The organism is Paenarthrobacter sp. E2MeOHC11 (genome assembly GCF_058744955.1).
Map to the genome: position 1 here is coordinate 2,608,957 of NZ_CP196673.1, position 14,801 is coordinate 2,623,757.

At 62.5% G+C, this 14,801-nt stretch carries 15 protein-coding genes; 8 read left to right on the top strand and 7 right to left on the bottom strand.

Translation table 11 applies throughout. From position 1 onward, the window contains the following. Position 1: 1 nt before the first annotated feature. The 3 genes from ACSSVG_RS12240 to glyA are packed head-to-tail and all read right to left on the bottom strand — an operon-like array spanning position 2 to position 3,066. Complete coding sequence (locus ACSSVG_RS12240; protein ID WP_492415043.1) at positions 2-433, bottom strand: sarcosine oxidase subunit delta; 432 nt, start codon at positions 431-433, stop codon at positions 2-4. A 21-nt stretch (positions 434-454) separates the two neighbouring features. Continuing rightward, entirely contained in the window at positions 455-1,675 is a 1,221-nt protein-coding gene (locus ACSSVG_RS12245) for a sarcosine oxidase subunit beta family protein (protein WP_024818500.1), read from the bottom strand. Then, positions 1,672-3,066, bottom strand: coding sequence for a serine hydroxymethyltransferase (gene glyA / locus ACSSVG_RS12250; protein WP_492415044.1), 1,395 nt, complete (start codon positions 3,064-3,066; stop codon positions 1,672-1,674). The genes ACSSVG_RS12245 and glyA overlap by 4 nt, the downstream gene beginning before the upstream one ends. A 152-nt stretch (positions 3,067-3,218) precedes the next feature. Here glyA and ACSSVG_RS12255 point away from each other — a divergent pair, with 152 nt between their 5' ends. Beyond that, positions 3,219-3,890, top strand: coding sequence for a GntR family transcriptional regulator (locus ACSSVG_RS12255; protein WP_492415045.1), 672 nt, complete (start codon positions 3,219-3,221; stop codon positions 3,888-3,890). A 299-nt stretch (positions 3,891-4,189) separates the two neighbouring features. Here the strand turns inward: ACSSVG_RS12255 and ACSSVG_RS12260 are convergent, their stop codons facing one another. After that, positions 4,190-5,389, bottom strand: coding sequence for an IS110 family RNA-guided transposase (locus tag ACSSVG_RS12260; protein ID WP_492415046.1), 1,200 nt, complete (start codon positions 5,387-5,389; stop codon positions 4,190-4,192). Positions 5,390-5,714: 325 nt separating this feature from the next. Beyond that, the gene (locus ACSSVG_RS12265) at positions 5,715-6,914 is read right to left on the bottom strand and encodes an IS110 family RNA-guided transposase (RefSeq protein ID WP_492415046.1); all 1,200 of its coding nucleotides are present in this window, start codon (positions 6,912-6,914) and stop codon (positions 5,715-5,717) included. Between the two features lie 471 nt (positions 6,915-7,385). Here ACSSVG_RS12265 and ACSSVG_RS12270 point away from each other — a divergent pair, with 471 nt between their 5' ends. The 3 genes from ACSSVG_RS12270 (at position 7,386) to ACSSVG_RS12280 (ending at position 10,925) form a co-directional block, all read left to right on the top strand. Next, entirely contained in the window at positions 7,386-8,750 is a 1,365-nt protein-coding gene (locus ACSSVG_RS12270; RefSeq protein WP_492415047.1) for an MFS transporter, read from the top strand. Between the two features lie 28 nt (positions 8,751-8,778). Further along, positions 8,779-10,035 (top strand): aminopeptidase P family protein, encoded by a 1,257-nt coding sequence (locus ACSSVG_RS12275; protein ID WP_492415048.1) that lies wholly within the window; start codon positions 8,779-8,781, stop codon positions 10,033-10,035. 86 nt (positions 10,036-10,121) lie between these two features. Beyond that, complete coding sequence (locus ACSSVG_RS12280; protein WP_492415049.1) at positions 10,122-10,925, top strand: IclR family transcriptional regulator; 804 nt, start codon at positions 10,122-10,124, stop codon at positions 10,923-10,925. 89 nt (positions 10,926-11,014) lie between these two features. Here ACSSVG_RS12280 and ACSSVG_RS12285 read toward each other — a convergent pair whose 3' ends face one another. Next, positions 11,015-11,494 carry a DUF4383 domain-containing protein gene (locus ACSSVG_RS12285; protein ID WP_159708264.1) on the bottom strand — a complete coding sequence of 160 codons (480 nt, stop codon included), beginning with the start codon at positions 11,492-11,494 and terminating at the stop codon, positions 11,015-11,017. Between the two features lie 156 nt (positions 11,495-11,650). On the opposite strand from ACSSVG_RS12285, the gene ACSSVG_RS12290 reads away from it, so the two are divergent. The 3 genes from ACSSVG_RS12290 (at position 11,651) to ACSSVG_RS12300 (ending at position 13,580) form a co-directional block, all read left to right on the top strand. Next, positions 11,651-12,622 (top strand): hypothetical protein, encoded by a 972-nt coding sequence (locus tag ACSSVG_RS12290; RefSeq protein ID WP_231340265.1) that lies wholly within the window; start codon positions 11,651-11,653, stop codon positions 12,620-12,622. A 107-nt stretch (positions 12,623-12,729) separates the two neighbouring features. Continuing rightward, positions 12,730-13,080, top strand: coding sequence for an ArsR/SmtB family transcription factor (locus ACSSVG_RS12295; protein WP_492415050.1), 351 nt, complete (start codon positions 12,730-12,732; stop codon positions 13,078-13,080). A gap of 32 nt (positions 13,081-13,112) precedes the next feature. After that, a complete protein-coding gene (locus ACSSVG_RS12300; protein ID WP_231340267.1) occupies positions 13,113-13,580 on the top strand; it encodes an SRPBCC family protein in 468 nt (155 codons plus the stop codon). Here ACSSVG_RS12300 and ACSSVG_RS12305 read toward each other — a convergent pair. Further along, a complete protein-coding gene (locus tag ACSSVG_RS12305; protein ID WP_231340268.1) occupies positions 13,577-14,233 on the bottom strand; it encodes a LysE family translocator in 657 nt (218 codons plus the stop codon). The genes ACSSVG_RS12300 and ACSSVG_RS12305 overlap by 4 nt on opposite strands. Before the next feature lie 101 nt (positions 14,234-14,334). Here ACSSVG_RS12305 and ACSSVG_RS12310 point away from each other — a divergent pair, with 101 nt between their 5' ends. Then, positions 14,335-14,790: an Lrp/AsnC family transcriptional regulator gene (locus tag ACSSVG_RS12310; RefSeq protein WP_492415051.1), complete on the top strand. Its 456-nt coding sequence runs from the start codon at positions 14,335-14,337 to the stop codon at positions 14,788-14,790. Positions 14,791-14,801 lie beyond the last annotated feature (11 nt).

A 14,801-nucleotide genomic window follows, 5' to 3' on the forward strand; every position in this document is an offset into this window, starting at 1 on the left:
TCTAGACTCCTTCCGAGGAGATGGGGGTGGTGGCCGTGGGCGAGCTGGCTCCGGGGGCGAGGCCCGGTTCGCCGGCCTGGCCGAAGTCCCCGGCCTGGGTGAACTCGCCCGGCTGGGTGGGTTCGCTCTTGCTTGTCCCGGCGCTGGCAGCGCCTGCTTGGAGCTCCGGTCGTGGCTGGCCCATCCCGTAGATGGAGTGAATCTCATAGCTCACGGTGTCGCGGAGCATGTTGAACCACTGGCGGCAGCCCGTGCTGTGGACCCAGCGCTCGGCGAAGGTGCCCTTGGTGTTCTCCCGGTAGAACAGGTATTCGGCCCATTCACGGTCCGAGAGGTCGTTGGGGCTCTCCGGGTAGGCGACGTGCGCTTGGCCGCCATAGTGGAATTCGGTTTCGTCGCGTGGCCCGCAGTTGGGGCATGAAATGAGGAGCATGTCTTTCCTGTCCTGTCCTGGCTAGTGGGCTACGGCTGCGGCGCCGTGTTCGTCGATCAAGGCACCGGTCTCGAAGCGTTCCAGTGCGAACGGCTTGTTCAGCTGGTGCGGTGCGCCGGTGGCAATGGTGTGCGCAAACGTCAGGCCCGCCGCGGGGGTGCCCTTGAAGCCGCCGGTTCCCCAACCACAGTTGACGAACATGTTCTCCACCGGGGACAGGCCAACAATCGGCGAGGCGTCCAAGGTGGTGTCCACGATGCCGCCCCAAGTGCGGAGCACGTGGGCCCGGGCGAAGATCGGGAAGAGTTCCACGGCTGCTGCCATCTGCTCTTCAATCACGTGGAACGAGCCACGCTGGCCGTAGCCGTTGTAGGAGTCCACGCCGGCGCCCATCACCAGTTCGCCCTTGTGGGCCTGGGAGACGTATACGTGCACGTGGTTGGACATGACCACTGTGGGGTGGACGGGTTCGTGCAGTTCGGACACCAGTGCCTGGAGCGGGTGGGACTGGATGGGAAGTCGGAAGCCGGCCATTTCTGCCAGGACCGAGCTGTGGCCGGCTGCGCAGAGGCCCACCTTTTCGGTGTTGATGGTGCCGCGGGTGGTCTGGACGCCGGTGACGCGGTTGCCGTCCTTGATGAAGCCGGTGACTTCGCAATTCTGGATGATGTCCACGCCCAGCTCGTCGCACTTGCGGGCGAAGGCCCAGGCCACGTGGTCGTGCTTGGCGATGCCTGCACGCGGCTGGTAGGTGGCACCCATGACGGGGTAGCGGATGTTGTCGCTGATGTTCAGGATGGGGCAGAGTTCCTTGACCTGCTGCGGGTCAAGCCATTCGGCGTCAACGCCGTTGAGCCTGTTGGCACCCACGCGGCGAACGCTTTCGCGGACATCGCCCAAGGTGTGGGCCAGATTCATGACGCCGCGCTGGCTGAACAGGAAGTCGTACTCGAGCTCTTCCGGGAGGATTTCCCAGAGCTTCAGCGCGTGCTCGTAGATGGCTGCGCTCTCGTCCCAGAGGTAGTTGGAACGGATGATGGTGGTGTTGCGGGCCATGTTTCCACCGGCCAGCCAGCCCTTTTCCAGGATGGCGATATTGGTCATGCCGTGGTTCTTCGCCAGGAAGTACGCGGTGGCCAGGCCGTGCCCGCCGCCGCCCACAATCACGGCGTCGTAACTTTTCTTCGGGTCCGGGTTGCGCCAGAGGAAGTCCGGGTGTTCGGGGAGGTGGTCTGCACTCACTGGGCTGCTCCAATCAGTTCTGCTTCGGTTGCGGCGCCGTTGCCGTTGTTGTTCAGGTGGGGGTATAGCGGGAACTTCTCTGCCAGAGCGGTCACTCGACTGCGGAGTTCGACGGCGGTGGCCTCGTCCAGGGTCACGTCACCCTCGGTGCCGGCTTCGGTGCCTGCCTGGGAGCCTGCTTCGGTGCCGCTGTTCGCTGCGGCGATCAACGCCGTCGCAATGATGTCTGAGACTTCGGTGAAGTCCTCGGCGCCGAAGCCGCGGGCGGCGAGGGCGGGGGTGCCGATGCGCAGGCCCGACGAAACCATGGGCGGGCGGGGGTCGAACGGGACGGCGTTGCGGTTGACCGTGATGCCGATGCGGTGCAGTGTGTCTTCGGCCTGCTGACCGTTAAGTACTGAGTGGCGGAGGTCGGCGAGCACCAGGTGGACGTCGGTTCCGCCGCTGACCACGGAGATGCCGGCGGCGGCTACGTCATCTTGGAGGAGGCGTTCGGCCAGGATCTTGGAGCCTTCCAGCACGCGGACCTGGCGTTCCTGGAATTCGGGCTCGGCGGCCATCTTGAAAGCCACGGCCTTGGCTGCAATCACGTGCTCCAAAGGGCCACCCTGCTGGCCGGGGAAGACCGCGGAGTTAACCTTCTTGGCGATGTCGGCGTCGTTGGTCAGGATCACGCCACCGCGGGGGCCGCCAAGGGTCTTGTGCGTGGTGCTGGTGACGATGTGCGCGTGGGGGACCGGGCTGGGGTGTAGTCCTGCTGCTACGAGGCCGGCGAAGTGGGCCATGTCAACCATGAGGTAGGCGCCCACCAAGTCCGCAATGCGGCGGAACTCGGCGAAGTCCAACTGCCGTGAGTAAGCGGACCAGCCGGCGACTATCAGCTGTGGCTTGCTCTCAAGGGCGAGACGCTCAACTTCGGCCATATCCACGGTGTGGGTGTCCTCGCGGACGCCGTAGGGAACAACCTTGTAGAGCTTGCCGGAGAAGTTGATCCGCATGCCGTGCGTCAGGTGGCCGCCGTGGGCGAGGTTCAGGCCCATGATGGTGTCGCCCGGGGTGATCAGCGCGTGCATGGCCGAGGCGTTGGCCTGGGCTCCGGAGTGGGGCTGGACGTTGGCGAACTCTGCGCCAAACAAGGACTTCAGGCGGTCGATGGCCAGCTGTTCGATCACATCAACGTGCTCGCAGCCGCCGTAGTAGCGCTTGCCCGGGTAACCTTCGGCGTACTTGTTTGTCAGTACCGATCCCTGGGCCTCCATGACGGCCGTAGGGGCGAAGTTCTCAGAGGCGATCATTTCCAGCGTTGACTGCTGGCGGATGAGTTCCTGGGCGATCGCCTGATCGACCTCCGGGTCCGCCAGTGCCAGCGGGCGGATCAGCGGTTCAACCATGGTGTTCTCCTTTTGAAGTACTTGAAGCAGCCATCTGTTAGGCAACTGATATATTAGAACTATTGCCATAGTATGTTGGAGATCACATAGTCGTCAACAGGTCTGCGCCAACTCATCCAGCAGACTGGGAACGCGACTAACGGGAGAGAGCAATGAGCGCAGCACTGGAAGCACTGGAATCAGCTCCGCAGGGTACGTCCCTGGCGGAGAACGCCTACCTGCTGCTGCGCGACAGGCTCATCATGCTGGACATCAAGCCTGGCGACCCCATCAACGACGGCCAGATCGCCGCCGAACTCGGCATCGGGCGCACTCCTGTCCGCGAAGCCATCAAGCGCCTTGAAAGCGATCATCTGGTGGTGTCGTACCCCCGGCGCGGAACCTTTGCCACTGGCGTGGACATCACGCAGCTCGCCGAGGTCTCCGAGATCCGCGAGCTGCTGGAACCTCTGGCGTCCCGGAAGGCTGCCCGCATGGCCAGTCCCTCCATGCGTTCGGAACTCCGCACTGTCGCAGCGGCCATCCGTGATCTTGAAGGCCAGGACAATTCCTCCCAAGAGCTCATGCGCTACGACATCCAGGTGCACCGGCTCATCTACAAGGCTTCCGCCAATGCGCACCTCGAGGATGTCCTGATCCGGTACGACAACCTGGCCACCCGCATCTGGTGCCACATGCTCGAGAAAATGCCCTCCGTCTCCGGCCATATCTCCGAGCACGCCGACCTCCTGACTGCCATCGCCGACGGCGACGAAGACCGGGCCGCCGAGCTCGCCCTCCACCACGTAGTCAGCTTCGAAGAGACCATCCGCAAGGTCCTCTGACCCCCTCTCACCGTTTGCGCGGTTTTTCCCGGCGCTCTCTCACGGTTAGGCCGGTTTTTCCTGGCGCTCTCTCACGGTTAGGCCGGTTTTTCCTGGCGCTCTCTCACGGTTAGGCCGGGTTTTCCCGGCGCTCTCTCACGTCCGCTGCATGGCGCCGTTGCGCGCGTGCGTCCCGACTGGCTTCGTCTTGGCGGCGGCAGCGTGCTCCGCCGCCAGAAGGCAGCGCCCGACGTCGATGCCTCCTTGAGTACCGACGTCGGGCCTCAAGCGCCCAGGTGAGAGTGTCCCTATGTTTTTCGTCAAGCGGTTTTGGGTGTTGGGGGTTGGTAGAGGGTGCCGTCGCGGAGCATGGCGTAGAGGGTGTCGCAGCGTCGTCGTGCGAGGGCGATGAGTGCTTGGTTGTGGCGTTTTCCTTCGGCTCGTTTGCGTTCGTAGTATGCCCGGGACGGCGGGTCTTTGAGCGCAGCGAATGCGGAGAGGAACAGGGTTCGCTTGAGGACTTTGTTGCCTTTTCTTGAGGAATGGTCGCCGCGGATGGAGGACCCGGATCGCCAGGTGACGGGGGCCAGCCCGGCGTAAGAGGCCAGGTGCCCGGCGGTGGGGAACTCTTTCCCGGCGACTTCGGTGAGGATTCGTGCGGCGGTCCTGATGCCCACGGCCGGCAGAGACATCAGGACCGGGTGAAGAGGGTGGGCCTCCACGAGAGCTTCGACCTGGGTGAGGACCGTGGCGCGGCTTTCGTGGAGCCCGGCGAGCATGGCCGCGAGCTGGGGCAGCACGATGGTCGCGGCGTTCGTTCCCACGACAGTGACTGTTTGCCGGCCCAAGGCCTCGATGATGTCATCGGCAAGACGTTCACCCATCCGCGGCGCGAGTTTGCTCAGCCGGGTCCCGATCCGGCGCCGGCCCGCGTGACGGAGCGCTTTAGGGGTAGGCCAGGTCCGCAGCAGGTCATGCACCGCCGGGTGGTCCATGTAGGGTCCCAGCACCCTTTCCAGAGCTGGGTGGATCTGGGTGAGCAGCCCGCGGATCCGGTTCGAAGTCGCCGTGGCCTGCTTGGCCAGATCCTCGTCGAACCCGCAAAGCATGCTCAGCTCAGCGAGCTGCTCATCGACCAACTGAACCGAGCGCAGGGCATGCGGCATGGTCCTGGCGGCCTCGGCGATGATGAACGCGTCCCGGGCATCGGTCTTCGCCTCTCCGGGGTGAAGATCCGCGATCCGGCGCATCGCCAGCCCCGGCAGGTAGCCGACCAGCACCCCGGCGGCCTGGGCAACGGCTACCGGCAACGCGCCGATAGTCGCTGGCTGGTCAACGACCAGCAACACACGTCCGGCGTCCACAAGTTCGGCGATGATTTCCCGGATTTTGGCTTCATCGTTGGGCAGCGCCCGGTCCAGTAATTTCCTGCCGGCCCGATCCACGGCAACGGCATGATGGACGCCCTTGCCAACATCCAGCCCAATAAACACCTCGACACCGTCGTGGTTCGTGATCATCTGGCACCTCCAGTCGTAGTCAACTACCTCCACTGGCCCACCATCGGTGTCAGGACCCGGCACCCACGTTACGCACGACGTTCCCGAACTGTCCTGCCCCTATCAGCGGTCTCCCGGCACCTACCAACCCCGGTGACAACACTCTCAAGATCATCGACTGACAGAGCGTCACAATCATGCCGGGATCAGCAGGCCAGCACACCCATATCCTGCACCAGGAAACAGGCTACGAAAAAGGTAACGAGCGTTTGCCGAAAAGGGGTCGGAAGGTGAGAGGGCGTCATTGAAAAAGGACCGGAAGGTGAGAGTGTCCCTATGTTTTTCGTCAAGCGGTTTTGGGTGTTGGGGGTTGGTAGAGGGTGCCGTCGCGGAGCATGGCGTAGAGGGTGTCGCAGCGTCGTCGTGCGAGGGCGATGAGTGCTTGGTTGTGGCGTTTTCCTTCGGCTCGTTTGCGTTCGTAGTATGCCCGGGACGGCGGGTCTTTGAGCGCAGCGAATGCGGAGAGGAACAGGGTTCGCTTGAGGACTTTGTTGCCTTTTCTTGAGGAATGGTCGCCGCGGATGGAGGACCCGGATCGCCAGGTGACGGGGGCCAGCCCGGCGTAAGAGGCCAGGTGCCCGGCGGTGGGGAACTCTTTCCCGGCGACTTCGGTGAGGATTCGTGCGGCGGTCCTGATGCCCACGGCCGGCAGAGACATCAGGACCGGGTGAAGAGGGTGGGCCTCCACGAGAGCTTCGACCTGGGTGAGGACCGTGGCGCGGCTTTCGTGGAGCCCGGCGAGCATGGCCGCGAGCTGGGGCAGCACGATGGTCGCGGCGTTCGTTCCCACGACAGTGACTGTTTGCCGGCCCAAGGCCTCGATGATGTCATCGGCAAGACGTTCACCCATCCGCGGCGCGAGTTTGCTCAGCCGGGTCCCGATCCGGCGCCGGCCCGCGTGACGGAGCGCTTTAGGGGTAGGCCAGGTCCGCAGCAGGTCATGCACCGCCGGGTGGTCCATGTAGGGTCCCAGCACCCTTTCCAGAGCTGGGTGGATCTGGGTGAGCAGCCCGCGGATCCGGTTCGAAGTCGCCGTGGCCTGCTTGGCCAGATCCTCGTCGAACCCGCAAAGCATGCTCAGCTCAGCGAGCTGCTCATCGACCAACTGAACCGAGCGCAGGGCATGCGGCATGGTCCTGGCGGCCTCGGCGATGATGAACGCGTCCCGGGCATCGGTCTTCGCCTCTCCGGGGTGAAGATCCGCGATCCGGCGCATCGCCAGCCCCGGCAGGTAGCCGACCAGCACCCCGGCGGCCTGGGCAACGGCTACCGGCAACGCGCCGATAGTCGCTGGCTGGTCAACGACCAGCAACACACGTCCGGCGTCCACAAGTTCGGCGATGATTTCCCGGATTTTGGCTTCATCGTTGGGCAGCGCCCGGTCCAGTAATTTCCTGCCGGCCCGATCCACGGCAACGGCATGATGGACGCCCTTGCCAACATCCAGCCCAATAAACACCTCGACACCGTCGTGGTTCGTGATCATCTGGCACCTCCAGTCGTAGTCAACTACCTCCACTGGCCCACCATCGGTGTCAGGACCCGGCACCCACGTTACGCACGACGTTCCCGAACTGTCCTGCCCCTATCAGCGGTCTCCCGGCACCTACCAACCCCGGTGACAACACTCTCAAGATCATCGACTGACAGAGCGTCACAATCATGCCGGGATCAGCAGGCCAGCACACCCATATCCTGCACCAGGAAACAGGCTACGAAAAAGGTAACGGGCGTCATTGAAAAAGGACCGGAAGGTGAGAGGGGATCGGTTGGTGAGTGCAACTGGGTTGGCGCTATCGCAACAAAATCAACTCATGCCGTCGGAGTCTGCTTAAGTCGGAGTCTTATCTTCGGTCAAAGCTGGGATTCAGAATAACCCTTGACCGTGGCGTCGCTCACACATAGTCTGGTGCAACAGCGTTGCGTTGAATGCAACCCCAATGATTTTGGTGGACACATGAGCAATGAATCCTCTGTGGCAGCCGAGCCAGGCACTCCCTCCGCCTCCGGCCCCAACCACATCCTCGAACACAGCCCCAACAACACAGTCAGCAAGGACACCCGACGTCGTGTGGTCACTGCCAGCTTCATCGGCAACTTCGTTGAGTGGTTCGACTACGCCGTCTATGGCTACCTCGCCGGCACTATCTCTACAGTCTTCTTCCCCGAGTCCGACCGCCAAACTGCCCTGCTCGCGACGTTCGGTGTCTTCGCCATCAGCTTCTTCGTGAGGCCGCTCGGCGGTTTCATCTGGGGCCATATCGGCGACCGCCTCGGAAGGAAGCAGGCGCTCTCCCTTTCGATCGTCCTGATGTCGGTGGCGACGTTCTGCATCGCATTGATACCGGGCTACGCCACCATCGGCGTGATGGCGCCGATCCTGCTCCTGCTGGTACGCGTCGTCCAGGGCTTCTCCGCAGCAGGCGAGTACGCCGGGGCGTCGGCCTTCCTGGTGGAGTACGCGCCGCCGAATCGTCGCGGACTGTACGCCGCCGTCGTGCCTGCAAGTACAGCAGCGGGACTGCTGCTGGGATCGTTGCTGGCTGCGCTCCTAAGCTCGTTGCTCACCGCCGAGCAACTGGGCGACTGGGGCTGGCGGTTGCCGTTCCTGCTCGCCGCGCCGATGGGCCTCATCGGCAGGTACATCCGGACCAAGCTCGAGGACACTCCTGCGTTCCGTGAACTGGCTGAAAAGGACAGCAGCGTCAAAGCCCCGGCCTTGGCAATGTTCAAGACGTACCGGAAGCAGCTCATCATCGCCACGGGCGCGGTGCTGCTCAACGCCGTCGGGTTCTACGTCATCCTCAGCTACATGCCGACGTATTTGTCCGAGGAACTGGGCTTCGGTGCCACGGAGTCGTTCCTTGCCACCACCATTGCCCTGGCCAGCTACATCGGCTTCATCTTCCTGACGGGCATCGCCTCGGACAAGTTCGGCCGGAAACGAATGCTCATCACGGCCTCAGTCCTCTTCATCCTGCTGACTGTGCCGGCCTTCATGCTCCTGGACACACGGAACTTCCTGATGATCGTGCTGGTGCAGATCCTGCTGGGCGGCATGCTTACCCTCAACGACGGCACCCTGCCCAGTTTCCTCGCCGAACTCTTTCCCACGAAGGTCCGGTACACCGGCTTCGCCGTCAGCTTCAACCTCTCCAACGCCTTGTTCGGTGGCACCGCACCGTTCATGGCCACCCTCCTGATCGGCATGACCGCCAGCAAGCTGGCCCCCGGTTGGTACCTCGTGGCCGCCGCAATAGTTTCCCTCATCGCAGTCCTGTTCGCCGCCGAGACTTCCAAGAAGCCTTTGCTGCAGGACTAGAACTACCAACCCCTTGAAAGGAAAGACCATGACCATCACCCAGAACGAGGCCGTCAACGATGTCGCCAAGCTCGAGCGCACCAAGGTCCTCAACAATGGCGGGAAGGTCTCGCTGACGTTCTCCGATGCAGAGTTCGAGCGTCGCCTCAGCGGCCTGCGCCGCATCATGGCCGAGAAGGACCTCGACGCCGTCATCCTCACCAGCTACCACTCCATCAAGTACTACTCCGACTTCCTCTTCACCTACTTCGGCCGCTCCTACGGGATGGTGGTCACCAAGGATGACACTGTCACCATTACGGCAAATATCGACGCCGGGATGCCTTGGCGCCGCAGCTACGGCGACAACCTGGTGTACACGGACTGGCGTCGTGATAACTACATCCACGCCATCCAGGAAGTCCTGCGAACCCGCGGCATCAACCCGCGCCGCATCGGCGTCGAGGACGACTCGTTGCCGCTGGACAATCGAAACAAGATCCAGGCCGCCTTCTCCGGCGCGACACTGGTGGATGTGGCCCAGGCGGCCATGCGTCAGCGCATGATTAAGTCTGACGAGGAAATCGCGGTCATCAAGCATGGTGCCCGCATCGGCGACCTGGGCGGCGAAGCCATCCGCAACGCCATTACGGCCGGCATCACGGAGTATGAGGTCGCGCTGATCGGCACCGAGGCAATGGTGCACGAGATCGCCCGCACGTTCCCGGACTCCGAAATCCGCGACACTTGGGTTTGGTTCCAGTCGGGCATCAATACCGACGGCGCCCACAACTGGGCCACCACCCGCAAGATCCAGGAACACGACATTCTGTCCCTGAACTGTTTCCCCATGACCAGCGGCTATTACACGGCCTTGGAGCGGACCCTGTTCTACGGCGAACCGGATGCCCGCTCCCTGGAGCTGTGGAACGTCAACGTGGAGGTCCACAAGCGCGGCCTGGAACTCATCAAGCCCGGCGCGGTCTGCAAGGACATCGCGGCTGAGCTGAACGAGATCTACGTCAGCCACGGGCTCCTGGCCAACCGCACGTTCGGCTACGGACACTCGTTCGGCGTGCTCAGCCATTACTACGGCCGTGAGGCCGGCCTTGAGCTGCGCGAAGACATCGATACCGTGCTGGAGCCTGGCATGGTGGTGTCCATGGAGCCAATGATCACTGTCCTTGACGGCCAGCCGGGTGCCGGCGGGTACCGGGAACACGACATCCTGGTGGTTGGCGAAGACGGCGCCGAGAACATCACCAAGTTCCCGTTTGGGCCCGAGTACAACATCATCGGAGCCTAGGTGCCTGGGCCGGTGGATACTGTGCGCGGTGTCCACCGGCCAAGTCGGGTCCGGCGCGGCGACCGCCGTCGAAATATAGTGAACCCATGACCCCCTCGGAATCCAACGACGCTCCAAGCAACGGCGATAACAAAAGCACGTCGGTGATCGTCAACGCCATAGCAGTCCTTCGCAGCTTCACGGCTGACGAGCCCCTCTTGGGAGTTACTGAAATCGCGGGCAGGATCGGACTGCACAAGAGCACAGTCTCCCGCATCCTGGCGACACTGGAACAGGAGAACCTGGTAGAGCGCGACGTCGATTCGCGCAGGTTCCGCATGGGGCTGGGGATGATCGCCATGGCGGGCCCGCTCCTGGCGGAACTCGAAGAGCGCCGTGTCGCCTACCCCGTGCTGCGCGAACTCACCGAACGTACAGGGGAGACCAGCGCGCTCATGGTGTGGAACGGCAACGAATCCATGTGCGTGGAACAGATCCCCAGCAGGCACCAGGTCAAGCACTTGGCTCCGCTGGGTGCCCGTTACAACGAGGCCCTGAGTTCGTCGGTGCAAGTGTTCCTTGCCGCGGAGAACGAGGACCGCGTGCGACAGCTGTTGCGCAGCGGTTCGGTCATCCTTTCTGGCATGGATGAGGACGCGGTCGAGACTTACCTCGTGCGGCTGAAGGAATCGATGGAGCGCGGCTGGGCTGTGAACTTCGGGGAAACGTCCATCGAAGAGGTGGGCGTGGCATCTCCCGTTTATGACCACCGGGGCGACATCGTGGCGTCGGTCCTGATCCCTGCGCCGAAATTCCGCGTCTCGCAGGACACCCTGACAAGCCTCGGCGAAGCGTGTGCTGCAGCAGCTGCCAAGGTCACCACGCGGTTGGGCGGACGAGCCCCGCGCTAAAGCCAGAAAACCTCGGCGAAAACAAAACGGCGGCCGTCCCCACGAAGGGGGCAGCCGCCGTCGTTGATTCACAAGACGTGCAGGAAGGTTTACATGTTCCTTCGCGCCGCCGGTGATTCGTCCATGGCATCCCTGCCCAGCCAGGCGCCCAAACCGATCATGGCAACGCCGAGGATCAGGTGCAGCCAGTTGTCGGCCGTGTTGAACGGAACGAAGTTGGCGCCTGTTTCCTGGTTGATGACCAGGCCGTAGATCCAAAGAACGATGTACACGGCGCCGCCGCCCAGGAGGAACAGGCGGGCCATGCGTGCGTTCCTTGCCATGGCCAAGCCGGCCACGCCAAACAGCAGATGAACGATGTTGTGGAGTATGGACACTTGGAAGACTCCAAGCAGCATGGCGCCGGATTCATGTCCCGCAAAGGTCATGGCGCCGAAATTGGTGGTGATTCCCGGGATGAAGCCCAGGACACCAACCAGCAGAAATACAATGCCAACGCCCATGGCGGTGTTGCGAAGTGTCAACCCCATCATGTGGTGGTGTTCGGCGGGGTGCGAAGCGGTGGTCATCAAGTCCTCCCTTTCACGCGGTTAACCGGCTCTTCTCATGGAGAGCCGACCTGCGGCAAGGGGTGTGGCAAAACCTTGCCGACGCCGCCATAATACTCCTGAAATGCCTCCGATAGCAGGGGATGTGCCCAGTTCAGCGGCGGTTAGCATGGTTTCATGAGCCAAGTTCCAAACGGGCGCGTGCACACGATCTTCCATGACACCCGGGATTTGACACCGTTCCGGGAAGGTTACGTCCGGACACCGGTCCGCGGCTTGGCCGACGGTGTCAATGACGTTCTCTCCGGGGTCCTGAACGGCCGTGACCACGCGAAGTTATCCTTGGTGGGCAATGTTCCGAGGCTGAAGATGCTCTCCCCCAAGACAGCGAAGGCGATGCACGAAGCCGTCTTCACGTCCACGGAACCGGACCGGCTCCTGGCTTTTGGCCGCATGAATCCGGGGTGGGCCGGATTATGCAATGTGATGGCTGGCCTGCTCGCATACAAGCACGGCGGGTTCCTCAGGGCATCCGAGCTGTTGCAGCGCGGTCTGACAACAAGGATCGACGACGACGCCAGCCAGTTCTCGGCCATCTACCTTGGGCAGGTGGTCACCCGGGTCGAGGTTGCCGAACGCATTGAGGTTCCTGTCTTGTTCAGCGAGGAATCGGTGTTCCTGGCGCTGGCCCATTGCCTCCGGGAGATGGGGATGACTGAGTCGGCGCTGGAGGCTGTGGTGAGCCTGCCGCCGTCGTTGCCTTCTGCCCTGGCACGCTGCACAGCCGCATACTCGTTGCAGCGGCACCGCGACGTTGTGCTCTGGACTGAGGGTTTGCTCAACACGGACGACCTTTCGGCCGCGTTGTTGTTGATCCGGGCACGTTCCCTGCGGGCCCGGGGCGACTTCGAATCCGCGCAGGCTGCCTTGAAGGAAGTCCTGCGTCGTCGGAAGACCAATCTGGCGTTGAAGAATGACGCCCTCACTGACAGGGCACTCCTGGCAGTTGACCAAGGCCGCCGTACCCTGACTCCGCGGTCCAAGCGGCCCGCCCCGCCGGCAGAGCTGGAGACCTCGGAAGTCATCCGCAAGGACGCCGAAATGCGCAGGTTGTGGGAGAACGACTTCCGGCAGCTGGGCGGCGAGTAGGAAAAAACCATTGTGCCTTCCACAGGAGAGGCGTATCGTTGTAATCAACCAAGCAGTTGATCAAGCAAGCGGTTGATTAATGATGATGACGAAAGGGTGACGCGGCGATGCAACACGATGCTCCGGGCCCTGACACCTTCGACAAGGCCTTCATGGCATTGGCTGATCCGGTCAGGCGGGCCATCGTTGCCCGGCTTTCCCGCGGAGATGCCACTGTCAACGAGCTCGCGGAACCATTCGCCATCACCAAGCAAGCCGTTTCAAAGCACATCCAGGTGTTGGAGCACGCTGGGTTGGTGACCCGCTCCCGCGATGCCCAGCGGAGGCCTGTCCATCTCGATGCAGCGGCGCTTGAGCGTTTGACGGCCTGGATTGACCAGTACCGCCTGATCGCCGAATCCCGCTTCCGGCGCCTGGATGACCTGTTGGGCGCCAGCCCAGTGGAACAAGAACCTTAAACACAACCAGCAAAGAAGAAAGAGGAACTGAAATGAGCAATCCAACAACAATCACTGCCGGCGATGGCGTCCCGTTCGTTGACACAGTCCGCGAATTCGATGCCCCGGTCAGTGCAGTCTTCAAAGCCCACGTTGACCCGGACCTGTTGGCCAAATGGCTGGGCCCGCGCAGCACCGTCACGAAGATTACCGAGTACAACGCCACCACTGGAGGCAGTTGGCGGTACGAAAGTGGCGACGACAGTGGGATGTATGGCTTCCGCGGCGTCTTCCACACCGTTGAATCCGATGCGTTGATCATCCAGACAGTCGAGTTCGACGGCGCTCCCAACCAAGTGGTCATCAGCACCACCACCTTCGAGGAAATCGATGGCAGGACCCGGATGTCGGCCCATGAGGTCTATCCGTCCGTGGAAGCCCGCGACATGGCCCTGGCCACTGGCATGGACTACGGCGTGATCGAAGGATACGAGCGCCTGGACGAGCTGCTGGCGGCCTAAGCGCCCGACGACGCCAGCAGTGGCAGCAATGGAATGAGTTGTTCCGACAACAGCACTGTCCCGAGTCCGATCATGATGATCCCGCTGACCAGCGTCACAACCCGCGCGGCGCCAGGCCGGGAAGCCAGCAACTTCCGGGACGTCAAGGCCACGCCGGTGTAGACAAGACCGGCAAGGACTACGAAGGTCAGGCCCAACAAGCCTGACTGGACCGGAACGGGCAGCGCTGCCTCGGGGCTGACGAACTGCGGAACCAAGGCGACGAAGAAAAGCAGGCCCTTGGGATTAATGCCGCTGGTACCCATGCCCTGGATGAACGTTCGGAGCTGGTTTCCGGACTGCACGACGCCGCCTTCCGCACTGAAGCTCGCCCCTCGCCACGAGCGGATCGTCGCCACGCCGAGCCAAAGCAAGTACGCGGCGCCCGCGATGGTCAACCACCCCAGGAGTCCCGGGACTCCTGCGAGCAGTGCGGCCAACCCCGCTGCCATCAGCAATGTATGGATGACGTACCCGCTGCAGAGGCCGGCAACAGCGGGGACGAAACTCCGTTGACGGAGGCCGGCGGAAATCGAGTACGCCCAGTCGACGCCGGGGGTGCACGCCAAACTGACGGCCACAAGCATGAAGGCGAGGAACAGCTGCGGATTCACGATCTCTCCAGAGTTGGTTGGTAAGAAAACTCTAGGGAAAAAGGCCCCATAAGTGTTCCCTGATTTAGCTCTGTATCCGCAATTTTGGGTAAGATTATTGCGTGATTGACGGAATTGATAGAAGCATTTTGCGTCACCTCAAAGAGGACGGGCGGATGACGGCCACGGCGCTCGCTTCCAAGGTGGGCTTGACCGTAGCCCCATGCCACCGGCGGCTTCGTGATTTGGAGTCCTCAGGGGTGATCCGTGGCTACCGCGCCGACATCGATCCTGCCGCGGTGGGGCTGGGTTTCGAAGCGATTGTGTTTGTCACCCTCAGGCAGGTGGAACGCACCATTTTGGGCGAGTTTGAGGAGCGCGTAACAGCGAGTCCCAACATTGTGGAGGCCCAGCGGCTCTTCGGCTCTCCGGACTACCTGCTGAAGGTCATTGCCGCCGACCTGCCTGCCTATCAGCGCTTCTACGACGACGAGCTCGCAGCTCTTCCTGGGGTGGAACGCCTGACATCAACCCTGGTGATGAAGAACCTTAAGACGAACATTGGTCCACCCGTCTAGCCTCTCCATGC